Genomic DNA, 26,938 nt, shown 5'->3' on the forward strand with positions numbered 1-26,938 from the left:
CTGGCGCGGCTGCGTATCTCTGGGATATACCCCCCCGAGGCAGGTCCCCCGCCCCCCCCCCCCCCCCCCCCCCCCCCCTTGCCGCGGTCAGTCGCGCACCCTTACGCGGGCACGCTCGCCACGCCCGGGGCCAGGAACTTCTTGCCGGTCACCCGCTCGGAGACGCCCTCGCGGTCCAGGTACGGCGTGATGCCGCCCAGGTGGAAGGGCCAGCCGGCGCCGGTGATCAGGCACAGGTCGATGTCCTGCGCCTCGGCGACCACGCCCTCGTCCAGCATCAGGCCGATCTCCTGCGCGACGGCGTCCAGGACGCGGTCGCGCACCTGCTCCTCCGTCAGCACCGAGTCGCCCTGCTCGAGCAGCGCGACGACCTCGGGGTCCAGCTCCGGCTTGCCGGAGTCGTAGACGTAGAAGCCGCGCTTGCCCGCCTTGACGACGGCCGCGAGGTTCGGGGAGACCGTGAAGCGCTCGGGGAAGGCGCCGTGCAGCGTCTCGGAGACGTGCAGACCGATCGCCGGGCCGACCAGCTCCAGCAGCACCAGCGGAGACATCGGCAGACCGAGCGGCTCGATGGCCTTCTCGGCGACCTCGACCGGGGTGCCCTCGTCGATGACGTTCTGGATCTCGCCCATGAAGCGGGTCAGGATGCGGTTCACGACGAACGCCGGGGCGTCCTTGACGAGCACCGCGGTCTTCTTCAGCTTCTTGGCGACACCGAAGGCGGTGGCCAGCGAGGCGTCGTCGGTCTTCTCGCCGCGCACGATCTCCAGCAGCGGGAGGATCGCGACCGGGTTGAAGAAGTGGAAGCCGACGACCCGCTCGGGGTGCTTGAGCTTCGACGCCATCTCGGTCACCGACAGCGAGGAGGTGTTGGTGGCGAGGATCGCGTGCGCCGGAGCCACGGCCTCGACCTCGGCGAACACCTGCTGCTTGACGCCGATCTCCTCGAAGACGGCTTCGATGATGAAGTCCGCGTCAAAGAAGCCCTCGGCCTTGTCCAGCACACCGGTCACCAGGGCCTTGAGGCGGTTGGCCTTGTCCTGGTTGATCCGGCCCTTGCCGAGCAGCTTGTCGATCTCGGAGTGGACGTAGCCCACACCCTTGTCGACCCGCTCCTGGTCGATGTCGGTCAGCACGACCGGCACCTCGAGGCGGCGCAGGAAGAGCAGGGCCAGCTGAGAGGCCATCAGGCCGGCGCCGACGACACCGACCTTGGTGACCGGACGGGCCAGGCTCTTGTCCGGCGCGCCGGCGGGGCGCTTGGCGCGCTTCTGCACCAGGTTGAACGAGTAGATGCCGGCGCGGAGTTCGCCGCCCATCATCAGGTCGGCGAGCGCCACGTCCTCGGCGTCGAACCCGGCCTGCAGGTCACCGCTCTTGGCCGCGGCGATGATGTCCAGCGCGCGGTAGGCGGCCGGCGCGGCGCCGTGCACCTTGCCGTCGGCGATGAACTTGCCGCGCTCGACGGCCTGGTCCCAGGCCGCACCGCGGTCGATCTCGGCACGCTCGACCGTCACGTCGCCCTTGAGGACGTTCGCGGTCCAGATCAGCGACTGCTCCAGGAAGTCCGCGCCCTCGAAGATCGCGTCGGCGATCCCGAGGTCGAAGACCTGCTGGCCCTTGAGCTGCTTGTTCTGGTTGAGCGAGTTCTCGATGATGACCGAGACGGCCTTGTCGGCGCCGATCAGGTTCGGCAGCAGCGCACAGCCGCCCCAGCCCGGGACGAGGCCCAGGAAGACCTCGGGGAGGGAGAAGGCCGGGAGGGCCTTGGAGACGGTGCGGTACGAGCAGTGCAGACCGACCTCGACGCCACCGCCCATGGCGGCGCCGTTGTAGTACGCGAAGGTCGGTACGGCGAGCCCGGACAGGCGCTTGAAGACATCGTGGCCGCCCTTGCCGATGGCCAGCGCGTCCTCGTGCCTCGTCAGCAGCTCGATGCCCTTGAGGTCGGCGCCGACGGCGAAGATGAACGGCTTGCCGGTGAGGCCCACGCCGACGATGTCGCCGTCCGCGGCCTCCTTCTCGACCTGGTCGAGCGCGGCGTCGAGGTTCGCCAGCGAGCCCGGGCCGAAGGTGGTCGGCTTGGTGTGGTCGAAGCCGTTGTCCAGCGTGATGAGCGCGAAGCGCCCGGCGCCGAACGGCAGGTCGAGGTGGCGTACGTGCGCGGACGTGACGACCTCGTCGGGGAACAGCTCGGCCGCGCCCTTCAGCAGCTCGGCGGTGGTGGTGGTGCTCACTTGCTGCCTCCGGCGTCCTTGTGGTTCGGGTTCTCCCAGATGACCGTCGCGCCCATGCCGAAGCCGACGCACATCGTGGTCAGGCCGTAGCGGACCTCCGGCTGCTCCTCGAACTGGCGGGCCAGCTGCGTCATCAGCCGGACGCCGGAGGAGGCCAGCGGGTGGCCGAAGGCGATGGCACCGCCGTACTGGTTGACGCGCGCGTCGTCGTCGGCGATGCCGTAGTGGTCGAGGAAGGCGAGCACCTGCACGGCGAACGCCTCGTTGATCTCGAACAGGCCGATGTCACCGATGCCCAGGCCCGCCTTGGCGAGCGCCTTCTCGGTCGCGGGGATCGGGCCGTAGCCCATGACCTCCGGCTCCACGCCCGCGAAGGCGTAGGAGACCAGACGCATCTTGACCGGGAGGTTGTTCTCCCGGGCGAAGTCCTCGGAGGCGATGATCGAGGCGGTGGCGCCGTCGTTGAGACCGGCGGCGTTACCGGCGGTGACGCGGCCGTGCGTACGGAACGGCGTCTTCAGACCGGCGAGGTTCTCCAGGGTGGTCCCCGGGCGCATCGGCTCGTCGGTGGTCACCAGGCCCCAACCGGTCTCGCCGACCTCGGAGTTGGTGTTGCGCACCGAGATCGGGACCAGGTCCTGCTGGATCTTCCCGTTGGCGTACGCCTTCGCCGCCTTCTCCTGCGAGCGCACGGCGTACTCGTCGGCGCGCTGCTTGGTGATCTGCGGGTAGCGGTCGTGGAGGTTCTCCGCGGTCATGCCCATGAACAGCGCGGACTCGTCGACCAGCTTCTCGCTGACGAACCGCGGGTTGGGGTCGACGCCCTCGCCCATCGGGTGGCGTCCCATGTGCTCGACACCGCCCGCGATGACGGCGTCGTACGCGCCGAAGGCGATGGAGCCGGCGGTGGTCGTGACGGCGGTCAGCGCACCGGCGCACATGCGGTCGATGGAGTAGCCGGGCACGGACTGCGGGAGGCCCGCGAGGATGCCGGCGGTGCGGCCCAGGGTCAGGCCCTGGTCGCCGATCTGCGTGGTGGCGGCGATCGCGACTTCGTCGATCTTCGCGGGGTCCAGGTCCGGGTTGCGGCGCAGCAGCTCCCGGATGGCCTTCACGACGAGATCGTCGGCGCGGGTCTCGTGGTAGATGCCCTTCGGGCCCGCCTTGCCGAACGGGGTGCGGACGCCGTCGACGAAGACGACGTCCCTAGCGGTACGAGGCACGTTGGCTCTCCTCCAGGTGCGGGGTGGCACTGCTGCGTGGCGCCCCCAGGGACGCTTCACACCGACATGCTACTTACGGGTAACCAAGCTGCACACCCCCATCGGCCGGAGCGGCGAAGGTCACACCGGATGGAGGCGGAGGAGGGCCGGCCGGCGGCCCGGCGGGTGGAGGTGGTGCGTGACCGGGCGGCGGCCCGGCGGGCACGGGCGGTCTGCGGAGGGGCGGCGCGCCGCAGACAGGCGCGTCCGGGCGCCCGGAAAGGGGCCGAATGGTGTCCGGCGTTGGCGGAAATCAAGCCCATCGGCTGCCCGAATGACCGCATGACGGCGAAATGGGGTGCTGCGGCGGTACGGAGGAGGGAGCGGTGCCCTCCGGTGGTGACGAAGGTGCGTCCGCGGCGGTCCCCGGCCGGGGGACCGCCGCACGCGTCAGCCGGCGGTCGGGTCCGCCAGCAGCGCCTCGGTCAGGAGGGGCGCGACCTGTTCGATCTGCCAGGGGCGGGCGCCGTGGCCCTTGAGGGCCTGGGCGACCGACTCGTGGGTCGGCTCGGCCGGCGGCTCCCAGCACAGCCGGCGCACGGTGTCCGGCGTGATGAGGTTCTCCTGCGGGAGGTTCAGACGCTCGGCCAGGGCGGTGACCCCGGCGCGGGCGGCCGACAGGCGGGCCGCGGCGACCGGGTCCTTGTCGGCCCAGGAGCGGGGCGGCGGCGGCCCGTTGAGCGGCTGGCCGGGCTGCGGCAGCTCGCTCTCCGGGAGGGCGCGGGCGCGGTCGACGGCGGCCTGCCACTGCTCCAGCTGCCGGCGGCCCATGCGGTGGCCGAAGCCGGACAGCGCCGCCAGTGCGTGGCTGTTCGGCGGCAGGTGCAGCGCCGCCTCCACGATCGCGGCGTCGCCGAGCACCTTGCCCGGCGACACGTCGCGCCGCTGGGCGACCTGGTCACGGGCCGTCCACAGCTCCCGTACGACCGCCATCTGGCGGCGCCGGCGGACCTTGTGCATGCCGGACGTGCGGCGCCAGGGGTCCTTGCGGGGCGGCGGCGGGGGCGCGGCGGCGATCGCCGCGAACTCCTGCCGGGCCCACTCCATCTTCCCCTGCCGGGTCAGCTCCTCCTCCAGCGCGTCGCGCAGGTCCACCAGCAGCTCGACGTCGAGCGCGGCGTAGCGCAGCCAGGGCTCGGGCAGCGGGCGGGTGGACCAGTCGACGGCGGAGTGGCCCTTCTCCAGGGCGTAGCCGAGGACGTTCTCGACCATCGCGCCCAGGCCGACCCGGGCGAAGCCGGCCAGCCGCCCGGCCAGCTCGGTGTCGAACAGCCGGGAGGGGAGCATCCCTATGTCACGCAGGCACGGCAGGTCCTGGGTGGCGGCGTGCAGCACCCACTCGGCGTCGCCGATCGCCTCGCCCAGGGCCGACAGGTCGGGGCAGCCGACCGGGTCGATCAGTACGCTGCCGGCGCCCTCGCGGCGCAGCTGGACGAGGTAGGCGCGCTGGCCGTAGCGGTAGCCCGAGGCGCGCTCGGCGTCGACGGCCACCGGTCCGGTACCGGCCGCGAAGGCGGCCACCACCTCGGCGAGCGCCTCAGGTGTGGCGGTCACCGGGGGGATGCCCTCGCGGGGCTCCAGGAGAGGGACCGGCGCCGGTCGGGAATCCGGAGGCGAGTCTCCGGGTGCTCGCAGTGTCGTGTCTGCTGCGGTCTTTTGGGCGTCGGTCACCAGTCAAGGGTATCTGTGTATGCACGTCGCCCGTCGAGGGAACGTTCCCTCGACGGGCGAGCCGGTCGTGTAAAGGGTCAGTGGATGATGCCGGTGCGCAGCGCGACCGCCACCATTCCGGCTCGGTCGCCCGTGCCGAGCTTGCGGGCGATCCGGGCGAGGTGGCTCTTGACGGTCAGCGCGGACAGCCCCATGGAGACGCCGATGGCCTTGTTGGACTGGCCCTCCGCCACCAGTCGCAACACCTCGACCTCGCGGCCCGACAGCTCGCGGTAGCCGCCGGGGTGACCCGGGGCGCCCGGCGGGCGGCGTTGCATACGGGCCGCGTTGGCGCCGATCGGGGAGGTGCCTGGACGGCCGGGAATGCCCAGGTTGGTGCGGGTACCCGTGACGACATAGCCCTTGACGCCGCCGGCCAGGGCGTTGCGTACGGCGCCGATGTCGTCGGCCGCGGAGAGCGCGAGCCCGTTGGGCCAGCCGGCCGCCCGTGTCTCGGACAGCAGCGTGAGGCCGGAGCCGTCGGGAAGGTGGACGTCGGCAACGCAGATGTCGCGCGGGTTGCCGACGCGGGGACGGGCCTCCGCGATGGACGACGCCTCGATCACGTCACGTACTCCGAGGGCCCACAGGTGGCGGGTGACGGTGGAGCGGACGCGAGGGTCGGCCACGACGACCATGGCCGTCGGCTTGTTCGGGCGGTAGGCGACCAGGCTCGAAGGTTGCTCGAGGAGAACAGACACCGGGCCTCCTGGGGGAGTGGCGGGGACGGAAGCCGGCTGGGGGGAGCCGGAATAATCCGTGTTTGAAGGGTCACTGACCTCTTCGGCAGCAATCCGGCGGGACTTTAGACTTTGATCACGATTTAGTTAGGGGCAATTCGGGCAAATCGGATGGGTGATCGATCAGGTGTGGGCACGGAGTGCATACCGAGATGATCAGAGCCGTGCGCGAACGTGATCAAGGTGGGCGCGGCGCGGCGCCCTCTTGACTGCGCGGCACGGCTGTGGATGCGCGGCGGGCGGCTCAGCGCGGCTGTGCGCCGCGGCGCTGCGGCAGCGGGACGACCCCGCCGCGCGGCGCCAGGTCGAGCGCGGCCGGCGGCAGTCCCGCGACCTGGCACAGCAGATCGCACCACGCCGCCAGATGCGCCGCCATGTCCGGCACCCCGCCGGGGCCCTCGGCCGGCGTCCAGGACGCCCGGATCTCGATCTGGGTCGCCGGCTCGCGCGCGGCGAGCCCGCCGAAGTAGTACGACCCGGCCCGGGTCACCGTGCCGCTCGGCGCGCCGTAGGACACCCCGCGCGCCTCCAGCGCACCCGTCAGCCACGACCAGGACACCTCCGGCAGCAGCGGATCGGCGCCCATCTCCGGCTCCAGCTCCGCGCGCGCCAGAGTCACCACGCGGAAGGCGCCGTGCCAGGCGTCGTCCCCGGCCGGGTTGTGCAGCAGCACCAGCCGCCCGTCCGCCAGGTCCTTGTCCTCGCTGCCCGGCCCCGAGCCGTGCTCGACGACCGCCGCCTCCAGCGCGTACGCGAACGGGGCGAGCCGTTTGGGGGCGGGCGTCGGGTCGATCTCGATCTCCGGCCGCAGCCGGGCCGCGCGAAGCGCCTCGACCGCCTGACGGAAGGGGATCGGGGCCTCGTCCGCGCTGTCCGCGAGGTGTTCGTGAGCCGCAGCCATGCCCGGAAGATTAGGCGGAACCGAGCCCGTATACGCGGAGGACACCCGGTTCGCGCGTCGCCCATTCGGAGGCCCCCAGGGGCGCATGCGAAGATTTGGGGCGTGAGCGCCAACGAAGCCCCCGCGGGCCAGCAGCAGACCGGTACATACGACTCGGCCTTCCTCAAGGCCTGCCGGCGTGAGCCGGTGCCGCACACCCCGGTGTGGTTCATGCGCCAGGCGGGCCGCTCACTGCCGGAGTACCGCAAGGTCCGCGAGGGCATCGCGATGCTCGACTCCTGCATGCGGCCCGAGCTGGTCACCGAGATCACGCTGCAGCCCGTGCGCCGCCACGGCGTCGACGCCGCCATCTACTTCAGCGACATCGTGGTCCCCCTCAAGGCCCTCGGCGTCGACCTCGACATCAAGCCCGGCGTCGGCCCGGTCGTCGCGAACCCGATCCGCACCCGCGCCGACCTCGACCAGCTGCGCGCCCTGGAGCCCGGCGACGTCCCCTACGTCACCGAGGCCATCGGCATGCTCGTGCGCGAGCTGGGCAGCACCCCGCTGATCGGCTTCGCCGGCGCGCCGTTCACGCTCGCCAGCTACCTCGTAGAGGGCGGCCCGTCCCGCAACCACGAGCACACCAAGGCCCTCATGTACGGCGACCCGCAGCTGTGGGCCGACCTGCTGGACCGCCTCGCCGACATCACCGCCGCCTTCCTCAAGGTGCAGATCGAGGCCGGGGCGAGCGCGGTGCAGCTCTTCGACTCCTGGGTCGGCGCGCTCTCGCCCGCGGACTACCGCCGCTCGGTGATGCCCGCCTCCGCCAAGGTCTTCAAGGCCGTCGAGGGCCTCGGCGTGCCGCGCATCCACTTCGGTGTCGGCACCGGCGAACTCCTCGGCCTGCTGGGCGAGGCGGGCGCGGATGTCGTCGGCGTCGACTGGCGGGTGCCGCTGGACGAGGCGGCCCGCCGCGTCGGCCCCGGCAAGGCGCTCCAGGGCAACATCGACCCGGCGGTGCTCTTCGCCCCCCGCGAGGCCGTCGAGACCAAGGCCCGCGAGGTGCTCGACGCGGCCGCCGGCCTCGAAGGCCACGTCTTCAACCTCGGCCACGGCGTCCTGCCCGACACCGACCCCGACGCGCTGACCCGCCTGGTGGAGTACGTCCACACGCAGACGGCGCGCTGAGCGGAACTGCTTTCCGCCGCGGGGCGTCGTGGAGGGCATGAACGCCACCCCCGACGCCCCGATAGCGGATCTCGCCGCGGCCTGGGAAGAGGTACGCGCCGAGTACTACGCGGACCACGACACGGAACGCGTCCTGGCCTGCGCCCGCGGGCTCGCCGCCGACCCCGGTGGCGAGCGCGCCTGGCTGTGGACCTTCGGACTGCTGATGACCGCCGACTACGTCACCCTGCAGTCCGCCTCCGACGGCACCGCGGCCGCCGTCCTCGACGCGCTGCGCGCCGCCGACCGGGCGCTGCGCGGGCGCCCCTGCCGCCACGACGGGCACCCCTACGAGGGCGATCTCGACGAGCAGTTGCCGCGCCTGGTCTCCTACCTCCCACTGCTGGAGCACGGCGCGGCGGCGGAGGCGGACCGGGGCGGCCGGCACCGCGCCGAGGTGTGGCGCTGCCCGCGCAATGTCGCCGGCTACGCGCGGGTCGCCATCGACATCCTCGCCCCGGGGACCACCGACGGCATTCCGGCCCGCCTGTCCACCGCCGAGCAGGAGGAGGCCGCCGACCTGGTCTCCATCCTCGACGGCCACCCGGCGCCCGGGGTCAGCGTGTCCTGGTCGCTGTCCCACTACGGCAAGACGCTCGCCGAGGCGACCGAGCCCGCCGAGCGCGCCGGGCTGCTCGTCATCGTCGCCGCGCTGTCCCGGTACGCGGCCGGCCTCGTGGACCATCCGGGGCCGCTCGACGATCTGATCGCCGGGCTCGCGTCCGTAGTGGCGGCGCCCCCCGGAGGGGCCTGCGGGCACGGCGAGGCGGCGCACCCGGTCCTGCCCGAAGCCCCCGAGGACGTCATCACGGCCGGGATGCGCCTGAAGAGCCCCGGCGGACGCCGGCTGCTCGCGGAGCGCGGCGGCCGGCCCGGCGAGGGCGCGCCACTGGAGGCCTGGCTGTGCCCGGCGTTCGTGGCGGGGCTGGCCCGTGCGTCCCTGCAGCGGGTGCGGGCCGCCCGCGAGGAGCTGCTCGGCGCTCTGGGGACCGCGCGCTAGGGACGGACAGACACCCCCAGGGCCCGTCCGGCGCCGGTCAGCCGGACCGCCGCCGTCGCCTCAGTCGCCGGCGGCCCGGACCGCCGCCGTCGCCTTGCGGGCCGCCACCAGTACGGGGTCCCAGACGGGCGAGAACGGCGGGGCGTAGCCGAGGTCGAGGGCGGTCATCTGCTCCACCGTCATCCCGGCGGTGAGCGCGACCGCCGCGATGTCGACCCGCTTCGCGGCGCCCTCACGGCCGACGATCTGCACTCCGAGCAGCCGGCCGGTGCGGCGCTCGGCGAGCATCTTGACGTGCATCGGGCGGGCACCGGGGTAGTAGCCGGCCCGGCTGGTGGACTCCACGGTCACCGTGACGAAGCGCAGGCCGGCCGCGTGCGCCTGCCGCTCCAGCAGGCCCGTGCGGGCGATCTCCAGATCGCAGACCTTGCTGACGGCGGTGCCGACGACACCGGGGAAGGTCGCATACCCGCCGCCCACATTGGCGCCGATGACCTGGCCGTGCTTGTTGGCGTGGGTGCCCAGCGCGATATGGCGGGTGCGGCCCGAGACCAGGTCGTGGACCTCCACGCAGTCGCCGCCCGCCCACACGGCGTCCTGGCCGCGCACCCGCATCGCCAGGTCGGTGAGCAGCCCGCCGGACTCGCCCAGCGGCAGCCCGGCCGCCGCGGCCAGCGTGGTCTCGGGACGTACGCCCATACCCAGCACCACCACGTCCGCCGGGTACTCGGCGTCCTCGGTGGTCACCGCGCGGGCCCGCTGCGCGGAATCCGTCAGCACCCCCGTGACGGTCGTGCCGGTCACCGTCTCGATGCCCATCGAGCACATCGCCTCGTGGACCAGCGCGCCCATTTCCGGGTCGAGGGTGGACATCGGCTGCCCGCTCTGTTCCAGGACGGTGACCTGGTAGCCGCGCCGGATCAGCGCCTCAGCCATCTCCACGCCGATGTAGCCCGCGCCGACCACCACCGCCCGCCGGCCCTCCGACCGCTCCAAGGTGTCGAGCAGGGCCCGGCCGTCGTCGAGGTTCTGCACACCGTGCACCCCCGGGGCGTCGATCCCCGGCAGGCCGGGGCGCAGCGGCCGGGCGCCGGTGGCCAGCACCAGCTTGTCGAAGCCGGTCCAGGACTCCCGGCCGCCGTCGTCCAGGTCGCGGGTGCGTACCCGGCCGCGGTCCAGGTCGAGTTCGGTGGCCTCGGTCCGCATCCGCAGATCGATGTCCCGGGCGCGGTGCTCCTCGGCCGTACGGGCGATCAGCGCGTCCGGCCCGTCGACCACGCCGCCCACCCAGTACGGGATGCCGCAGGCGGAGTACGACGTGAAGTGGCTGCGCTCGAACGCGGTGATCGCCAGCTCGCCGGGCTTCCTCAGGCGGCGCGCCTGCGAGGCGGCCGCCATCCCCGCCGCATCGCCACCGATGATCACCAGCCGTTCCGCCGTCACAGCCGTCCCTCCGTCGCCACTCGTGCCGCGGTACCGCCGTGCTCCGCCCCGCCGCCCCGGACGGTGCCGTGGAGCGGCCCGAGCCGTTCGAAGGCCGTGGGGGTGGGGCGCCCGGGCAGGAACTCCTTGATCTGCCGGGCGCACTCCTCGGCAGGGGTGTCGGTGGTGTCGCACTCGATGTCGTAGATCCCATGGGCGTGCACCTGCGTCAGCTGGCCGGCCGCCAGGCCCAGCGGGCGGTCGCCCCGGGACCGTTCGCGGCGCGCCAACTCCTCGGGCGAGCAGCGGACACCGACCAGGACGACGTCCCGGGGCGGGAACAGCTCGAGGCAGTCGCGCAGCCGCCAGGGCTCGCTCAGCACATGGTCCACGATGACGGTGTTGCCGGCCGCCGCCATCCCGGCGACCGCGCGGTGGAAGCCCCGCCAGGTGCGCAGGAGGGTGGCGCGCAGTTCGTCCGGCGTCAGCTCATGGCGTGAGCGCATGCGGTGGAAGGCGTCCACGGGCAGATGGAAGCACGGCTCGTCGAGGGTGTGCAGCAGCGCCTCGGCCAGGCTCGACTTCCCCGAACTCGATGTGCCGTTCAGGAAAATGATCAGCCCGGACTCCGGGGCGGTCAGGTCGGGCACGGTCATCTGGGGCACCTCAGAGCGGATAGGGGGCGGGCGTGGCGCGCACCGTGGACGAGGTCGCGGTACTCGCCGCCGGCGGCCATCCGGACGCCGGCCGGCGCGCCGCCGCGCAGCAGGCGCCGGCGCGCCGGATCGGGCAGGGGCATCGGGCGACCTCCGGGCCGGGAGGGAAGCCGGCGGGGAACGGCTTCCGGCAACAGGAACGGGAGCGGCGACGGGAACGAGTCTGCCCGTGTGCGTCTTCTGCCGCCGCCGTACGCGCCGTGCCGCGAGCGGCCGACGCACCTGGAAGGACGCCGGCCGGTCACCGCTCCATGACGAGCGCGAGCCCCTGCCCCACGCCGATGCACAGCGCCGCCAGTCCGGTGCCGGAGCCCCGGGTGGCGAGCTGGTGGGCGACCGAGCCGGCGAGGCGCGCACCGGAGGCACCCAGGGGGTGGCCGATGGCGATGGCGCCGCCGAACGGGTTCACCACGGACGGGTCGAGCTCCGGCCACTGGCCCATGCAGCCCAGCGCCTGGGCCGCGAAGGCCTCGTTGAGTTCGAAGGTGGCGAGATCGGCGAAGCCGCGGCCGGACCGCGCGAGCGCGCGGCGCACCGCCTCCACCGGCCCCAGGCCGAAGAGCTGCGGCTCCACGCCGGTCACCGCGCTCGCGGAGATCCGGGCCAGCGGCTCGCGCCCGGTGGCCCGCAGGCCCTCCTCGTCGGCGAGCAGCAGCGCCGCCGCACCGTCGTTCAGCGGCGAGGAGTTCCCGGCGGTGACCGTGCCGCCGGCCGTACGGAACACCGGCTTCAGCTTGGAGAGCGACTCCAGGGAGGAGCCTTCGCGGATGGTCTCGTCGCGCTCCAGGTCCACGCCCGGCAGCGGCACCACCTCCGCCGCGTAAGAGCCCTCCTGCCAGGCGCGTACCGCCTTTTGATGGCTGGCCAGCGCGAAGACGTCCTGCTGCTCGCGGGTGATGCCGTGCTGATCGGCGATCTGCTCGGCGCCCTCGCCGAGCGCGACCGTCCACTCCGGGCGCATCCGGGAGTTGACCATCCGCCAGCCCAGCGTCGAGGAGAACATCTCCTGGTGGCCCGCGGGGAAGGCCCGTTCCGGCTTGCGCAGGACATACGGCGCGCGGCTCATCGACTCCACCCCGCCGGCGACCGCGAGGTGCGCATCGCCGTGCGCGATGGCGCGGCCCGCCTGGATGACCGCCTCCAGGCCGGAGCCGCACAGCCGGTTGACGGTCACGCCGGGGACGGTGACCGGCAGCCCGGCCAGCAGCACCGCCATCCGTGCCACGTTCCGGTTGTCCTCGCCGGCGCCGTTGGCGTCGCCGAAGCAGACATCGTCGATCCGCGCCGGATCGAGGTCCGGCGTGCGGTCCACCAGGGCCTTGAGCACATGGGCGGCGAGATCGTCGGGCCGGACCCCGGCCAGCGCACCGCCGTACTTGCCGACGGGCGTGCGTACCGCATCGACGATGTAGACATCCCGCAGGCGATGGTCGGTCATCAGGCGCTGTCCTCGCTGTCCCGGCTCGGCGGTCGGCGGGCGGTACGAAGATCGCCACCCGTCGTCCCGAGTCTTTGCCCGCCGGTGTCCGCTGTCAACGGGGTCCTCGGTCACCATCCCCGCGACCGGCCGCATCGCACGCGCCCGGGGCGGCGGCAGCACCGGCCGGCCCGGAGGTCTCGGAGACGTCCTCGGCGCCGTCCGCCGGCTGCGGGCCGCCACTGCCGCGGTCCGTGCGCCGCCGGCCGCGCGGACCGGCCGGCAGCCGGCCGCGGACCAGCCGCCACAGGACGTACACCAGCGCCGCGGTCCCGGCGAACGGCAGCACCGCGCCGATCGCCACCAGCGCCCAGCGCAGCGCCGTCTTCCAGGCGTGCCAGCCGCCGGACAGCGCGTCCGAGAAGGACGTCCGGTCCCGGTCACCGGGCGTCTCGGCGTCCGGCTGCCGCAGCAGCAGCGTGACGGTGGCCGTCCCGGTCCGCTCCTTGAGCGACTTCAGCTGGGCCTGAAGCGACTCCAGGCTGGACTCCCGGGTGCTCAGCTCGGATTCCAGGGAGACGATGTCGCTGATCGTCGTCGCCTTCGCCATCAGCGCCCGGACCCGCGCCACGCTCGCCCGCTGGGACCTGATCCGGCTGTCGACGTCCACCACCTGGTCGGTGACGTCCTTCGCGGAGACCTCGCGGGAGAGCAGCGTGCCGAGCCGGGACAGCCGCCCCAGCCGCGTCGTACTCCTCGGGCGGCACCCGCAGCACGATCCGCGAGCGGTCGTGCCCCTGCGGGTCCCGGTCGGTGGTCTCGTCGGCCGTGTAGCCGCCCGCGCCGTCGACCGCCGCCCGCGCCCTGGCCAGCGCCGCCGCGACGTCCTTGGTCTGCACGGTGAGGGTGGCGGTACGGATGATCTGCGAGGGGGCGACCCTCGGGGCCCTGTCGCCGCGGTCTCCCGGGCGGGTGCCGCCCTCCGCCGTCGCCCCGCCGCCGGCCGTCCGGCCGTCCGCCGCCCGGCTCGGTGCGACCGCCCCCTTGGGCGCTGCCGCGTCGCCGGCCGCGGACTCGTCGCCCGATGCGCTGCACCCGGCGACCACCAGCGACGCGGCCAGCAGCGCCCCCGCCACGGCACCGCGCCGGGCTCGTACGCCCCTCACCGGTGCCGCCGCCCGACCCTCCTCCCGCCGTCGGCCGGAGGGATCCCCACCCTGCTTCGCTCGCCGCATGAACGCTCCCCGTCTAAGTGGCGTGCCGATGTTGCACTTTCGACGGGTCGCCGCCGGCCGCGGTTGCCGTCCGCGGATCGCGATCCGGTCACGGTCCGGCCGGCGCGCTCTGAGAGAGTGGGGGCATGAGCGCAGCGCACACCGTTCCGCCCGGCGGGCCCGGCAGCACCGGTCATGTGGTCGTCATCGGAGGAGGCATCTCCGGACTGGCGGCGGCGCACCGCCTCCTGGACGGCGGAGCCCGGGTGACCGTCCTGGAGGCGTCGGACCGGCTGGGCGGCAAACTGCGCGCGGGCGATATCGCGGGTGTTCCGGTCGACCTGGGCGCCGAATCGATGCTGGCCAGACGGCCGGAGGCGGTCGACCTCGCCCGCGCCGTCGGCCTCGGCGACCGGCTCCAGCCGCCCACCACCGCCACCGCCCGGCTGTGGACCCGCGACGCGCTGCGCCCGATGCCCAAGGGACATGTGATGGGCGTCCCCGGGGACCTGGCGCTGCTCACCGCCTCCGGTGTGATCTCCCCGGAGGGGCTGGCCCGTATCGAGGAGGACACCCGGCTGCCGCGCACCGAGGTCGGCGAGGACGTCGCCGTCGGCGAGTACGTCGCCCGCCGCCTGGGCCGTGAGGTCGTCGACCGGCTCGTCGAGCCCCTGCTGGGCGGGGTGTACGCGGGCGACGCGTACAAGATCTCGCTGCGCGCCGCCGTGCCCCAGCTGTTCGAGGCCGCACGGACCAGCCGTTCGCTGCTCAAAGGGGTGCGCGGCATCCAGGCACGGGCCGCCGCCACGGCCCACGTGACCGGCCCCGCCGCGACCGGCTCCACCCAGGACAAACCGGTCTTCATGGGCATCGCCGGCGGCATCGGGACGCTGCCGGGCGCGGTGGCCGACGCCGTGCGCGCCAAGGGCGGCGAGATCCGCACCGACGCGCCGGTCACCGCACTGGCGCGGTCGGCCGACGGCTGGCGCGTCGTGGTCGACGGGACGCCGCTGCTCGCGGACGCCGTCGTGCTCGCCGCGCCCGCGCCCGCCGCGGCCCGCCTCCTCGCCGCCGTCAGCCGGCCCGCCGCCGCCGAGCTGGGCGCCGTCGAGTACGCCTCGATGGCGCTGGTCACCATGGCCTTCCGCCGCGCCGACATGGCGCGGCAACTCACCGGCAGCGGCTTCCTGGTGCCGCCCGTGGACGGCCGCAAGATCAAGGCGTCCACCTTCGCCGGCAACAAATGGGGCTGGATCGGCGACGCCGACCCCGACCTCTTCGTCCTGCGCACCTCCCTCGGGCGCTACGGCGAAGAGGAGGACCTGGCACGCGAGGACGCCGAACTGATCGCCTTCTCGCGGGCCGACCTGCGGGCCGCGGTCGGCCTGACCGCCGCGCCGGTCGCCGTGAAGGTCACCCGCTGGGCCGGCGGGCTGCCCCAGTACCCCGTCGGGCACCTGGCACGGGTGGCCCGCATCCGGCACGCCGTCGCGCAGCTGCCGGGCCTTCGGGTGTGCGGCGCGCCCTACGACGGCGTCGGCATCCCGGCCTGCATCGCCTCGGCGCGCAAGGCCGCCGACGACATCCTGGACACCCTGCGCCCGCACGCCCGGCCCGGCGAGTGAGAATGGACGACATGACAGACGCTTCCACCCCCGCTTCCGCACCGCAGACGCCCGCGGCGCCCGAGAAGGCCCCGAACGCCGGCAAGAAGGCCAAGGACCTCAACGAGGTCATCCGCTACACCCTGTGGTCGGTGTTCAAGCTGCGCGACGTCCTCCCCGAGGACCGCAGCGGTTACGCAGACGAGGTCGAGGAGCTGTTCGCGCAGCTCTCCGCCAAGGACGTGGTGGTCCGCGGCACCTACGACGTGTCCGGTCTGCGCGCCGACGCCGACCTCATGATCTGGTGGCACTCGGAGAGCTCGGACGCCCTGCAGGAGGCGTACAACCTCTTCCGCCGCACCCGGCTCGGCCGCACGCTGGAGCCGGTGTGGTCGAACATGGCACTGCACCGCCCCGCCGAGTTCAACAAGTCGCACATCCCGGCCTTCCTCGCCGACGAGCAGCCGCGCGCCTACGTGAGCGTCTACCCCTTCGTGCGCTCCTACGAGTGGTACCTCCTCCCCGACGAGGACCGCCGCCGGATGCTCGCCGACCACGGCAAGATGGCCCGCGGCTTCCCCGACGTGCGCGCCAACACCGTGCCGTCGTTCTCGCTCGGCGACTACGAGTGGGTGCTCGCCTTCGAGGCCGACGAGCTCTACCGCATCGTCGACCTGATGCGTCATCTGCGCGGCTCCGAGGCGCGGATGCACGTGCGCGAGGAGATCCCGTTCTACACGGGGCGGCGCAAGCCGGTCGCCGAGCTGGTCGCCGGCCTGGCCTGACCCGTTGCGCACAGCGCTGTGGGCCGCCCCCTGAAGGGGACGGCCCACAGCGCTGTCCTCGGCCGGCCGCGCTACTTCCCGGGCCGTGCGCCCGGCCGCGCGAGCTGCGCCCGGTTCGCCGCCTGGCCCGGCACCGGCTCGGCGTGCGGCGCGCAGTACACCCGGTGTGCCGGGATCTTCCCGCGCAGCAGGTAGTCCTCGGCGTACTTGCTCACACAGGCGTTCTCGCCGAACGCGATGCCGTGGGTGCCCGCGGCGTTCTCGGTGACCAGCGACGAGCCGGGCAGCCGCCGCTGCAGTTCCACCGCGCCCTTGTACGGGGTCGCCGCGTCCCGCTCGGCCGCGAGCAGCAGCACCGGCGGCAGCGCCCCCGGCTCGGTGTGGATGTCGAGCGGTCCGTGCGTCCCCAGGAGCAGGTCGTCCAGCCCGTTCGCGGCGGTGCGGCCGGCGGCGTCCAGCAGGTCCTGCGCCGCGCCCTGTTCCGCGGAGTCGGTGCCCTCCGCGTGCGACGCAGACCGCTCGGGCCAGAAGGCGCACGGCAGGTTCATCCAGGCGTTGTCCCAGGTCTCGAACGGCGCGATCCGCGCGATGTCGGTGTTGTCCCGGTCCCAGGTCTGCCACGAGCGCGGCCAGTGCGCGTCATTGCACTCCACCGCGGTGTAGACGGCGTTGGCGTTCTCCTCGTCCTTGGCCGTGCGGCTCTGGGGCATGGCCTGGGAGATCAGCTGCTTGGGGTCGCCGTGCAGGTAGCCCGAGAGCGCCTCGGCGCGCAGCGGCCAGAAGGCGTCGTTGTAGCCGGTCTTGAGGAACGCCGCCTGCAGCTGACCGGGGCCGATCTTGCCGTTGAGCGGGTGGCGGCGCAGCCGCGTGACGGCCTTGTCGTACGACTGCTGCACCTCCTGCTTGGACGTGCCGAGGTGGTAGTGGTGGTCGTGCTTGGCGACCCAGCGCAGCCAGTCGCCCCACCGGCGCTCGAAGGCGATGGACTGGTCGAGGTTGTTGCGGTACCAGATCTGCTGGGGCGCGGGGTTGACCACGCTGTCGAAGATCATCCGCCGGACGTGGCCGGGGAAGAGCGTCGCGTAGACCGCACCGAAGTACGTCCCGTACGAGGCGCCCATGAACGTCAGCCGCTTCTCGCCGAGCGCGGCCCGCAGCATGTCCAGGTCGCGGGCGTTGTTGACGGAGTTGTAGAACGGCAGGTCCGCCCCGGCCCGGCGGGCGCAGCCGCGGGCGTACGCCTTCGCCTCGGCCACCTTCTTGCGCTTGTAGGCCGCGTCGGGCTGCGACCGGCTGTCGGTCGGCGCCTTGGCGAACTCCTCGGGGTCCTGGCAGGACAGCGGCGCCGAGCGGCCGACGCCGCGCGGTGCGTAGCCGACGAAGTCGTAGGCGCGGGCCAGCTTGTTCCACTTGGGGAGCCCGCCGTAGAGGGGGAACTCCAGGCTGGACGCGCCGGGGCCGCCGGGGTTGAAGACCAGGGAGCCCTGCCGTTCGCCGGGCGAGGTGGCGCGGATCCGGCTGACCGTGAGGTGGATCTTCTTGCCGTCCGGCCGCGCGTAGTCGAGGGGGACGGTGAGCTTGCCGCACTCGACGGTCGACGGCAGATGCTCCACCGGCGCGCACCGGCCGAAGTCGATGCGGTGGGCCACGGGCGCCGGCGGCGCGCTGGTCGCGCGCGGGGCGCTGCCCGCCGGGGCGGTGGCGACGGCGGTCACGATCAGCGATCCGATCGTGCCGTACAACGCAAGTGCTCTCACTGGCCGTCCCTTCGTGTGTGCATACAAAAGGGATAGTTGAGGCGCTCATTGCCGATGTAAAGCACATGGTGCCGGTGTCGGGCGCTATGCCCCGGAAGAGTGGAGCGCGGCGCGCAGGCTGGGGTCGGTGAGGGCCATGGGGCCGTGCAGCGCGAGTCTGGTGAGTGAGACGGAAGCGGCAGGGGAGCTGGGGGAGCCGGCGGCGGGCAGTCGCCGTTCGCCCGCGTCGGTGGCCCAGTCGCCGTACGGATACAGCTCGAAGCGGGCCATGGCCAGCGTGCCGAGGGTGAGGATCAGCGGGAGCGCGAACCAGCCCAGCGCCGGCCCGTAGTCCGCGCCGGAGGGTGCCATCCAGTAGCTCGCCGCGGCGGACAGCACCACCAGCAGGGCGGCGGCCCGCACCTGCCGGACCGCGCCGCGGATGCCCGGCCGGACCCCGGCGGGCAGCGCGAGCCCGTCGGCCACCAACCGGTCGGCCACCGCCCGCACCGCGTCGTCGGCGACCAGGGCCTCCCGCACCGCCGGTATCGGGCGCTGCCCGTCGGGCCCTATGGCGGTGAGCGTGGCGCGCTCCACGGAGTCCTGGCCGACCGGGTCGACGACGGTGGCCCAGCCGGTGTGGGCGAGCAGCAGCCGCCGCTGCTGCGCCATCAGCACCAGCACCACATCGGCGAGCCGGTGCGGCCCGCCGGAGAGATAGGCCATCTCGTACAGGGTCAGGCCGGGCTCGGGCCCGTCGGCGGCGGCCGGATCCGACGCGAGGTCGGGGGCCGGCCGCGGGGCCGGCCGGGCGGTGCGGGCGGAGACGACCGCGGCACGGCAGACCCGCGCGCAGGAGACCACCGCCGCCACACAGGCGGCGAGGAGGAAAAGAAGCCACATATGCAGAGTTCATACGTGAGGGCCCGTCACGGACGCCACGCATTTTCTCCACATGTGAGGCACCGCACGCGCCGCCACCCGCACCGCAGCGCGCTGCGCCCCCTCGCGTCAGCTGCCGCCGCAGCCGCCCCCGCCGCCGCAGCTCGAACCCCCGCCGCACGACGAGCCGCCGCTCGAACCGCCCCCGCACGACGCCCCCGCGCCGCAGGACGAACCGCCGCCGCACCCGGACCCCGAGCCGCCGTCGGACCCACCGCACCAGGAGGCGTCGCCCCCGGAGCCGCAGGACGACGAACTGCCGGACGACGAGGACCCGCTGCCCGAAGCGGCGGCCGCGGTGGCCCGCTGTGCCTCCTCGAACTGCTGCCGCAGCAGCTCGTCCGCGATCAGCGCCGTACCCCCCAGCGCCACCATCTGCGCGGCGGGCTGCCAGGCACCGCCCACGCCGGCCTGGGAGCCGCCCGCGCCCGTCCGCGCGGCGCGCAGCGCCACGGACCCCGCCTTGGTGATCCGCTTGCGGAGCGCCCTGCGGCACAGCGCCCCCATCACCACGCCGCCGAGAAACGCCGGCACGATGCGGAGGACCACCGGCGCCTCGTACCCGTCGTCCCCGCCCGCCCCGGCGATCGAGATCACCACCGCTACGGCGAAGAGCACCGCGCACGCCGTCATCTGCGTGCTCGCCCACCGGCGCCAGCCCCGCCCGAGCCGCGGCGGGCGCAGCAGCCCGCGGGCCGCCAGCCGGTCACCGACGCCCTGGACCGCCGGGCTGCGCATCGCCTCGATGCGGACCGCGGCCAGCGCCCCGCCGGGCGTCCGCAGGACCGCGTCCACCACGGCCGCCTCGACCGCGTCACGGGCGGCGGCACCGCGTACGGTCACCACACCCGGCCCGCCCACCGCCAGCAGTCCGTCCTCGTGCATCCCGGCGACCGCGGCGTCCACCACCCGCCCGGGGCCGCCGGCCAGGAACGCCGCCTCCCACACGCCGTGCGTCAGCGCGTCCCCCCTGGGGACCGACGGTGTCCGCAGCCGCACCCCCACGGTGCCGAGGACGAGCAGCAACGACGAGACACCGACCGCGGCGTACACCCACTGTGTGAAGGACATCGCGGTCACCTCCGGCCCAGCACGTCGCGTACGGCGCGCGCCAGGCGGGCCGCGGGCCGGGCGGACGGCGGCCTGGGGCCCGCGCGATCGCGCCACCAGCGTGTGAGCCGCTGCCGTGCGGCCGGGTCCTCGGGGCGGTCGTGGGCCAGCAGATGCGCCGCGAAGTCCAGCGCGTCCTGGCGGTAGCCGCCGGCCATCGGCCGGTTCCGCGCGAAGTCGGCGAACGCCGCCCGGTAGTCGGCGCCGAGGATCTCGGGCAGTTCGGGTGCGACCTTGGCGACGACCGCGGCGCGCTTGGCGGTCAGCGCCCGGCTCTGCACCCGCAGCCGGCCGCGGTCGAAGCCCTCGGGCGCCGGCGTCCCGGCGACCAGCGCGGACAGCAGCGCGGTCTGCGCCAGCGCCAGCCGCTGCCGCGCCGCGTCGGTGCCGGTCGCCGGGGCACTGCCCGGGCCGGGGAGCGTCATGGTGTCCGGTACGGGCTCAAGCCGCCTGCGCATGACGAGCCTCCTTCAGCACGGTGCGGATCGCGTCGAGTTCACCGGCGAGCTCCCCGCCCTCGGGGAAGTCCTCGTCGCGCTCCAGCAGCACACCGGGCGGGGCGGTCCGGGCGCACAGCTCCGCCAGCACGTCCAGCACCGGCCGGGTCACCGGATGGGCATGGCTGTCGTGCCACACCCCGTCCCGCTCCACCCCGCCCGCGACATGGACGTACGCGATGGCCTCGACCGGCAGCTCGTCGAGTGCGACCGCCGGGTCCTCGCCCCGGTTGACGTGGTTGGTGTGCAGGTTGGCGACGTCGATCAGCAGCCGCACCCCGGTCCGCTCGACCAGCTCGGACAGGAACTGGCCCTCGGTGAACTCCTCGCCCGGCCAGTTGATGAGCGCGGCGATGTTCTCCAGGGCCAGTGGCACCGGCAGCGCGTCCTGGGCGATCCGGACGTTCTCGCAGAGCACGTCCAGCGCGTCACGGGTGCGCGGTACGGGCAGCAGATGCCCGGCCTCCATCAGCGGGGAGGCGGTCAGCGGCCCGCCGGCCCGGACGAACGCGATGTGCTCGGTGACCAGCGGCGCGCCCAGCGCCTCGGCGCGCTCGGCGAGCGCGGTCAGCCGGCCGGCGTCGGGACGGTCGGCGCCGCCGAGGCCGAGCGAGACACCGTGCGGAACGACGGTCGTGCCGCGCTCGCGCAACTCCCGCAGGGCGTCCGGCAGATGGCCCGGGCAGATGTTCTCCGCCACGACCTCGACCCAGTCCACCCCGGGCAGCTCCGCGATCTCCGCGGCGATTTCCGGCCGCCAGCCGATTCCCGTACCAAGGCGCTCCATGCGTGCCATGGCTCCCCCTCTCGCTCCGTGGTCGGGGTACTCATGGCCCCGTCAACAGGGGCCAAACCCTGCACCGGCCGAGTTCAGAGGTTGATTTGAGCTTCCCGCACGCCCCGCCGGTGCCGCCGCGCCAGTCAGCGGGCGGTCTCGAACCCCACCGCGGCGCCGAGCGCCAGCAGCACCCCGCCGGTGGCCTGATCCAGCCTCCGCCTGATGCGCGGACGCTGGAAGACGGCCCGCGCCCGGTGGACCGCGAGCGCGACACCGCCCAGCCACAGCACGCCCAGTGCGGCATGGACGGTGACCAGCAGCAGTGTGGTGGCGACCACCGGCGCACCGTGCGGGATGAACTGCGGCAGCAGCGACATATAGACGACCCCGACCTTGGGGTTGAGGACATTGGACAGCAGGCCGGTACGGAACGCGCCCAGGGGCGTCGCCAGCGCGTCCTTGGGCGCGCCCGCGGCCTGTGCCTGCCCCCCGCGCGCAGCCGTTCCCTGCCCCGCGCCCGTCGTCTCCCTGCGCCCGGCCGTCCGTCCCCGCCGGGCGCTGCGCAGCGCCTGCGCTCCGAGCCACATCAGATACAGCGCACCGGCCAGCCCCAGGACGCGGTACGCCGTCTCCGAGGCCGACAGCATCGCGGTCAGCCCGACCGCGCCGGCCAGCCCCCACACGAAGCACCCGGCGGATATGCCCAGCGCGCTGCACAGCGCGGCGCGCCGCCCCGAGCCGAGCGCGGTCCGCAGGACCACCGCGAAGTCGGGGCCGGGAGAGATGGTCAGCAGCGCGGCCACGGTGGTGAACCCGAGAAGTGAGGCAATCATGGGCCAACGATACGGTCTGGCCCGAAACTTCCCCCTCCGTGGGGCCGTCGCTCGGAGGGGGCCGTACGACCCCGGCGCCCGACGCGTGTCCGGGATCACAGGCGGGTTCGCCGGACGGTCGGAATGCCGCGACAACCGCCCTGGTTGGCAATGCACGCATTGAATGCGTGTGCACATACCGACCGGTACCTACGAGGAGCACTCCGTGACCGTCACCGCGTCCTCCGCCTCCCGCGCGGCGGAGATCCTGTCCCGACCCATCGCCCTGAACGGCCTGACCGTTCCGAACCGCATCGCGATGGCGCCGATGACGCGCATGTTCTCCCCGGGCGGCGTCCCCGGTGAGGACGTGCGGTCGTACTACGCCCGCCGCGCCGCCGCGGGGGTCGGCCTGATCGTCACCGAGGGGACCTACGTCGGCCACGAGTCGGCCGGGCAGAGCGACCGTGTGCCGCGGTTCCACGGTGAGGAGCAGCTGGCCGGCTGGGCGAAGGTCGCCGAGGCCGTGCACGCGGCCGGCGGCACGATCGTGCCGCAGCTGTGGCACATCGGCATGGTGCGCAAGCAGGGCGACCCGCCCTACGCCGACGCCCCCGCCGTCGGCCCCTCCGGTATCCGCGTCGACGGCACCGAGGGCACCGGCAAGGCGATGACCCGAAGCGATCTGGACGAGGTCATCGGCGCCTTCGTCGAGGCCGCCGCGGCCGCCGAGCGCATCGGCTTCGACGGCGTCGAACTGCACGGCGCCCACGGCTACCTCCTCGACCAGTTCCTGTGGGCGGGGACGAACCGCCGCACCGACGCCTACGGCGGCGACCCGGTCGCCCGCACGAAGTTCGCGGCCGAGATCGTGGCCGCGGTCCGCGAGGCCGTCTCGCCCGACTTCCCGGTGATCTTCCGCTACTCGCAGTGGAAGCAGGAGGCCTACGACGCGCGGCTCGCCGAGACCCCGGAGGAGCTGGCGGCGATCCTGACCCCGCTCGCCGAGGCCGGCGTCGACGCCTTCCACGCCTCCACCCGCCGCTACTGGCTCCCGGAGTTCGAGGGCTCGGACCTGAACCTGGCGGGCTGGACCAAGAAGCTCACCGGCCGCCCCACCATCACCGTCGGCTCGGTCGGCCTCGACGGCGACTTCCTCCGCGCGTTCGCGGGCGAGGGCGCCGGGGTCGGCAGCATCGACAACCTCCTCGACCGACTGGAGCGCGACGAGTTCGACCTGGTCGCCGTCGGCCGCGCCCTGCTCCAGGACCCCGAGTGGGCGACGAAGGTCCTGGCCGGCCGGTACGACGAGCTGAAGCCGTACGACGCGGCGGCGCTGAAGACCCTGAACTAGGGCCTGTCCGACGGGTCATGGCCGGGCCCGCGGCGCCTCCCCGGCCACCCCGGCTTCCGCGCCCTCCACGGCCTTGGCGGGCCCGGGTGGTCCCTCGGGGCCCGGGTGCGGGACGCCGTACCCGAGCACCATGTATGATCATGGTGAAGCTCCGGCCCACGGGCGGGAGCCAAGCGTCTGTGGTCCAAGGAAAGACGTCCACCAACCGGTGGGAGATGCAGGTGCAAGGCCTGCCGGGCGCTCGGCAAAGGGCCCCTTCCTCACGCGAGGAAGGGGCCCTTCTTGTTGCCGCCACCGGCTATCCGGCCGCGTCGGCGTCGTAGTCGCGCCGGGCCCGCTCGACCTCGTCCAGATGGCCGGCGCCCCACTCGGCGAGCTGCGCGAAGAGCGGGGCGAGGCTGCGCCCGAGACCGCTGATCTCGTACTCGACGCGCGGGGGAACCTCCGGATGGTACGTGCGCACCACCAGGCCGTCGCGCTCCAGTTGCCGCAGCCGCTGGGTCAGCACCTTCGGGGTGATGCGGGTGATCCGCCGTTCGAGCTCGACGAACCGTTGGCGTCCGTGCGCATGGAGGGTCCACAGGATCGGCGTGGTCCAGCGGCTGAACACCATGTCCACGACCGGGCTGATCGGGCAGGCGAGTTGGGGATCGGCCTCGATCGACGCCGTCCGGGTCGCGCCGTCGCCCATGTGCATCCCCTCGGGGTAGTCACTTTCCTCTAGGTACCTACTATACGGCCGCTGTTAGCGTCCTCCCGTCGCCCGGAGAGCAGTCCTCCGGAGCGTGCTCGCCCGCTCGGGCGTCGACAACCATGCGGAAATACAGGGGAGTTGCTCATGATCGTGGTGACGGGTGCGACCGGCAACGTGGGCCGATCGCTCGTAGCGGCCCTCGCGGAAGCCGGAGAAGAGGTGACCGCGACCTCCCGGGGGATCACGGCACAGGACGTCCCGGAGGGCGTCCGGCATCGAAGGGCGGACCTCATCGACGCCGAGAGCCTCCGGGGTGTCTTCGACGGCGCCGATGCCGTGTTCCTGCAGAACGGCGGTCCCAGTGCGCACCTGCTGCGCACGCCCGACATCCTCGACGCGGCCAAGGCCGGCGGCGTCGAACGGGTGGTGCTGCTGTCGTCCCAAGGAGTCGCGACCCGGCCGCAGTCGGCCTCGCACGCAGGCACGGCAGGCGCCATCGAGGACGCGGTCCGCCACTCCGGCCTGCGGTGGACCATCCTGCGTCCCGGCGGCTTCCACTCCAACGCCCATGCCTGGGCCGAGTCGGTCCGGGCCCGGCGGACCGTCGCCGCCCCGTACGGCGACACCGGCCTGCCGACCGTCGACCCGACCGACATCGCCGGGGTCGCCGCCGCGGCACTGCGCGAGGACCGGCACCTGGGGCGGACGTACGAGCTGACCGGCCCCGCCCTCACCACGCCCCGGCAGCGCGCCGCGGCGCTCGGTGCCGCACTCGGCGAACCCGTCCGGTTCCTCGAGCAGACCCGTGAGGAGGCCCGCGAGGACATGCTGCGGTTCATGCCCGAGCCCGTCGTCGAAACGACGCTGGCCATCCTCGGCGCACCCACCTCAGCCGAGCAGCGGATCAGCCCCGACGCCGAACGCGTCCTCGGCCGCCCGCCCCGCACCTTCGCCGACTGGGCCCGGCGGCATGTCTCGGCCTTCCGCTAGGGGATGCCCGACGGGTCGGGGCCGGAAAGGCCGCGGATCCGGCCATGACCCATCGGAAAGGCCCTGGGCCTCGGTCTGTCGGCCCATCCCCGGCTCCGCCGCTCGGCGGAGGGCGTTCCTTCCGCGGAGCGACGCCCGAGGCAAGGGCCGAGAGGACCGTGGAGAGCAGCAGGGACGGGGAGCTCCTCCCTGCTGCACGATTCCGACCTCTCGCCGCACCCTTGGAGAAACGCATGCCCGCAACGCGTCGCCCCTTCGTCATGGCCGCCACGGCGCTCGCCGCGTGTACGGCGACCGCGCTGACCCTGGGCCTCACCGGGCCGGCCGCGGCCGTCGACGGCGGGTCCCGGGCCGCCCGGCACACCGTCGAGGAGCCCTCGCTCACCGGCTCCGCCAAGCTGCAGCGCCAGCCCGGCGACAACGTGCACTTCACCATCGACGCCCATGGCTTCGCCGACCAGGCGCGCGGCACGTTCCGCGTCAGCCATTACGTCGGCAAGGACTGGGGCGGCTACATGAAGGGCCGTATCGACTGCCTGGTGACCGGCGGCCCGGTCGCCGTCGCCACCGGCATCGTGACGGAGTCGCACTTCAAGAACAGCCCGGGTATGCCGGAGATCGGTGATCTGAGGGGCAAGCGGTTCGGCTTCACCGTGCTGGACAGCGGCAAGAAGGACCGGCTCGGCTACAGCTGGGCCATGGACGGCCTGCCGAAGAAGAGCGTCGGCAAGTGCCTGGGCTCCGCCCCCTTCGAGACCCTGGAGAAGGGCGACTTCAACGTCGACCACTGGATGCCGCCCCGCCCCGCCGGGAAGTGATCCACTGACTCGTCGCCGGCGCGGTCGGGGTGCTCGAACACGGCCGTCGCCGGCGGGGCCCGCCCGCCGGGCCCGCACCGCCGCCGCCCCGTCCGCGCATCAAATTCGCTGTTCACCGGGCCTCCCGCAGACCACAATCAAGGGTCACTACCAGGAGGAACCGAGAGACACATGAGCCAGGCGACCCCGACTCTTCACGAGCTGCTGCCGCCGCAGGAGCTGACGGCCGCCCTCGACGCCGGGCACGTCACCCGCAAACGGCACCCCGAACTGCCGCTGTCCCTCTACACGTACACCAGGACGGCCCAGTACGAGCGCGTGTGGAACCGGGTGACCATGCGCTGCCGCGGCCTGGTCGCCGACGACGCCACCGGAGAGATCGTCGCGCTGCCGCTGCCGAAGTTCTTCAACGTCGGCGAGCACGAGTCCGGCCAGCCGTACGCGCCGGCCCTCCCGGACGAGCCGTTCGAGGTGTACGACAAGGTCGACGGCAGCCTCGCCGTGGTCTTCCACTACGCCGACCGGTGGCACGTCGCGTCCAAGGGCTCGTTCATCAGCACCCAGGCGACCTGGGCCCAGCGGCTGCTCGACGGCAAGGACACCTCCGCGCTGGTGCCCGGAATCACCTACCTCGCCGAGATCCTCTACCCGCAGAACCGCATCGTCGTCGACTACGGCGACCGCCGGGACCTGGTGCTCCTCGCCGCCCTCGCCAAGGACGGCACGGAGATACCCCTGGCCGACGCCGCGGAGTGCTGGCACGGCATAGGCTCGGTCGTCACCGTCTGGCCCGGTATGCCGCTCGCCGAACTGCTCGCCCTGACCGAGGCCAACCGGCTGCACGGGGGGGGGGGGGGGGGGGGGGGGGGGGGGGGGGGGGGGGTGGTGGGGGGGGTGTGGGGGGTGGGGGGGGGGGTGGGGTGGGGCGGGGCTGTGCTTTTTTTTTCGGGACCGTCATGGGCTCTGGGGGTCGCTAGGGTGGGGGGGTGG

General features: G+C 73.5%; 21 protein-coding genes and 2 pseudogenes. 8 read left to right on the forward strand and 15 right to left on the reverse strand.

All coding sequences use genetic code 11. From position 1 onward, the window contains the following. Positions 1 to 101 precede the first annotated feature (101 nt). The 5 genes from AC0680_RS11650 to AC0680_RS11670 form a co-directional block, all read right to left on the reverse strand. Positions 102 to 2,237, reverse strand: a complete 2,136-nt coding sequence (locus AC0680_RS11650; protein ID WP_478627074.1) for a 3-hydroxyacyl-CoA dehydrogenase NAD-binding domain-containing protein — start codon at positions 2,235 to 2,237, stop codon at positions 102 to 104. Beyond that, on the reverse strand, positions 2,234 to 3,460 hold the full coding sequence (locus AC0680_RS11655; RefSeq protein WP_478627075.1) for a thiolase family protein: 1,227 nt from the start codon (positions 3,458 to 3,460) through the stop codon (positions 2,234 to 2,236). The genes AC0680_RS11650 and AC0680_RS11655 overlap by 4 nt, the downstream gene beginning before the upstream one ends. A 429-nt stretch (positions 3,461 to 3,889) precedes the next feature. After that, complete coding sequence (locus tag AC0680_RS11660; RefSeq protein WP_478627078.1) at positions 3,890 to 5,170, reverse strand: HRDC domain-containing protein; 1,281 nt, start codon at positions 5,168 to 5,170, stop codon at positions 3,890 to 3,892. A 77-nt stretch (positions 5,171 to 5,247) separates the two neighbouring features. Continuing rightward, positions 5,248 to 5,910 (reverse strand): response regulator transcription factor, encoded by a 663-nt coding sequence (locus AC0680_RS11665; RefSeq protein ID WP_006602452.1) that lies wholly within the window; start codon positions 5,908 to 5,910, stop codon positions 5,248 to 5,250. 283 nt (positions 5,911 to 6,193) lie between these two features. Continuing rightward, positions 6,194 to 6,850, reverse strand: a complete 657-nt coding sequence (locus AC0680_RS11670; protein ID WP_468982530.1) for a DUF3000 domain-containing protein — start codon at positions 6,848 to 6,850, stop codon at positions 6,194 to 6,196. 102 nt (positions 6,851 to 6,952) lie between these two features. On the opposite strand from AC0680_RS11670, the gene hemE reads away from it, so the two are divergent. Continuing rightward, entirely contained in the window at positions 6,953 to 8,020 is a 1,068-nt protein-coding gene (gene hemE / locus AC0680_RS11675; protein WP_478627081.1) for a uroporphyrinogen decarboxylase, read from the forward strand. A 37-nt stretch (positions 8,021 to 8,057) separates the two neighbouring features. After that, positions 8,058 to 9,059, forward strand: coding sequence for a hypothetical protein (locus tag AC0680_RS11680; protein ID WP_478627083.1), 1,002 nt, complete (start codon positions 8,058 to 8,060; stop codon positions 9,057 to 9,059). A gap of 60 nt (positions 9,060 to 9,119) precedes the next feature. Here the strand turns inward: AC0680_RS11680 and AC0680_RS11685 are convergent, their stop codons facing one another. The 4 genes and pseudogenes from AC0680_RS11685 to AC0680_RS11700 form a co-directional block, all read right to left on the reverse strand. Continuing rightward, positions 9,120 to 10,502, reverse strand: a complete 1,383-nt coding sequence (locus tag AC0680_RS11685; protein WP_478627084.1) for an FAD-dependent oxidoreductase — start codon at positions 10,500 to 10,502, stop codon at positions 9,120 to 9,122. Then, positions 10,499 to 11,137, reverse strand: a complete 639-nt coding sequence (locus AC0680_RS11690; RefSeq protein WP_478627086.1) for a chloramphenicol phosphotransferase CPT family protein — start codon at positions 11,135 to 11,137, stop codon at positions 10,499 to 10,501. Before AC0680_RS11690 ends, AC0680_RS11685 begins: the two co-directional genes overlap by 4 nt. 301 nt (positions 11,138 to 11,438) lie before the next feature. Continuing rightward, positions 11,439 to 12,635, reverse strand: coding sequence for a thiolase family protein (locus AC0680_RS11695; protein WP_478627088.1), 1,197 nt, complete (start codon positions 12,633 to 12,635; stop codon positions 11,439 to 11,441). A gap of 94 nt (positions 12,636 to 12,729) precedes the next feature. After that, positions 12,730 to 13,849, reverse strand: a pseudogene (locus tag AC0680_RS11700) (DUF4349 domain-containing protein). Positions 13,850 to 13,974: 125 nt separating this feature from the next. On the opposite strand from AC0680_RS11700, the gene hemG reads away from it, so the two are divergent. Next, positions 13,975 to 15,453, forward strand: a complete 1,479-nt coding sequence (gene hemG / locus AC0680_RS11705; protein ID WP_478627090.1) for a protoporphyrinogen oxidase — start codon at positions 13,975 to 13,977, stop codon at positions 15,451 to 15,453. A 2-nt stretch (positions 15,454 to 15,455) separates the two neighbouring features. Next, entirely contained in the window at positions 15,456 to 16,217 is a 762-nt protein-coding gene (hemQ, locus tag AC0680_RS11710) for a hydrogen peroxide-dependent heme synthase (protein ID WP_384431542.1), read from the forward strand. Positions 16,218 to 16,288: 71 nt separating this feature from the next. Here the strand turns inward: hemQ and AC0680_RS11715 are convergent, their stop codons facing one another. The 5 genes and pseudogenes from AC0680_RS11715 to AC0680_RS11735 form a co-directional block, all read right to left on the reverse strand. Next, positions 16,289 to 17,974, reverse strand: a complete 1,686-nt coding sequence (locus AC0680_RS11715; RefSeq protein ID WP_478627093.1) for an alpha/beta hydrolase — start codon at positions 17,972 to 17,974, stop codon at positions 16,289 to 16,291. A gap of 84 nt (positions 17,975 to 18,058) precedes the next feature. Then, positions 18,059 to 18,856 (reverse strand): TIGR04222 domain-containing membrane protein, encoded by a 798-nt coding sequence (locus AC0680_RS11720; protein ID WP_478627095.1) that lies wholly within the window; start codon positions 18,854 to 18,856, stop codon positions 18,059 to 18,061. A gap of 108 nt (positions 18,857 to 18,964) precedes the next feature. Further along, positions 18,965 to 19,966, reverse strand: a complete 1,002-nt coding sequence (locus tag AC0680_RS11725; protein ID WP_478627098.1) for a TIGR04222 domain-containing membrane protein — start codon at positions 19,964 to 19,966, stop codon at positions 18,965 to 18,967. Between the two features lie 5 nt (positions 19,967 to 19,971). Next, positions 19,972 to 21,289: pseudogene (locus AC0680_RS11730) on the reverse strand (MbnB/TglH/ChrH family RiPP precursor modification enzyme). A 134-nt stretch (positions 21,290 to 21,423) separates the two neighbouring features. Next, positions 21,424 to 22,113 (reverse strand): LysE family translocator, encoded by a 690-nt coding sequence (locus tag AC0680_RS11735; protein ID WP_478627101.1) that lies wholly within the window; start codon positions 22,111 to 22,113, stop codon positions 21,424 to 21,426. A 205-nt stretch (positions 22,114 to 22,318) separates the two neighbouring features. On the opposite strand from AC0680_RS11735, the gene AC0680_RS11740 reads away from it, so the two are divergent. Further along, positions 22,319 to 23,446: an NADH:flavin oxidoreductase gene (locus tag AC0680_RS11740; RefSeq protein WP_478627102.1), complete on the forward strand. Its 1,128-nt coding sequence runs from the start codon at positions 22,319 to 22,321 to the stop codon at positions 23,444 to 23,446. 298 nt (positions 23,447 to 23,744) lie between these two features. On the opposite strand, the gene AC0680_RS11745 is transcribed toward AC0680_RS11740, so the two are convergent. Next, complete coding sequence (locus AC0680_RS11745; protein WP_478627105.1) at positions 23,745 to 24,143, reverse strand: winged helix-turn-helix transcriptional regulator; 399 nt, start codon at positions 24,141 to 24,143, stop codon at positions 23,745 to 23,747. A gap of 141 nt (positions 24,144 to 24,284) precedes the next feature. Between AC0680_RS11745 and AC0680_RS11750 the strand changes: the two genes are divergently transcribed. The 3 genes from AC0680_RS11750 to AC0680_RS11760 form a co-directional block, all read left to right on the forward strand. Then, positions 24,285 to 25,130 carry an SDR family oxidoreductase gene (locus AC0680_RS11750; RefSeq protein WP_478627106.1) on the forward strand — a complete coding sequence of 282 codons (846 nt, stop codon included), beginning with the start codon at positions 24,285 to 24,287 and terminating at the stop codon, positions 25,128 to 25,130. A 233-nt stretch (positions 25,131 to 25,363) separates the two neighbouring features. Further along, complete coding sequence (locus AC0680_RS11755) at positions 25,364 to 25,948, forward strand: hypothetical protein (RefSeq protein ID WP_478627109.1); 585 nt, start codon at positions 25,364 to 25,366, stop codon at positions 25,946 to 25,948. 171 nt (positions 25,949 to 26,119) lie between these two features. Then, positions 26,120 to 26,938 (forward strand): RNA ligase (locus AC0680_RS11760; RefSeq protein WP_478627110.1); only part of this gene is annotated, 819 nt, incomplete at its 3' end.

The sequence above is a fragment of the Streptomyces sp. NPDC043738 genome (assembly GCF_056436545.1).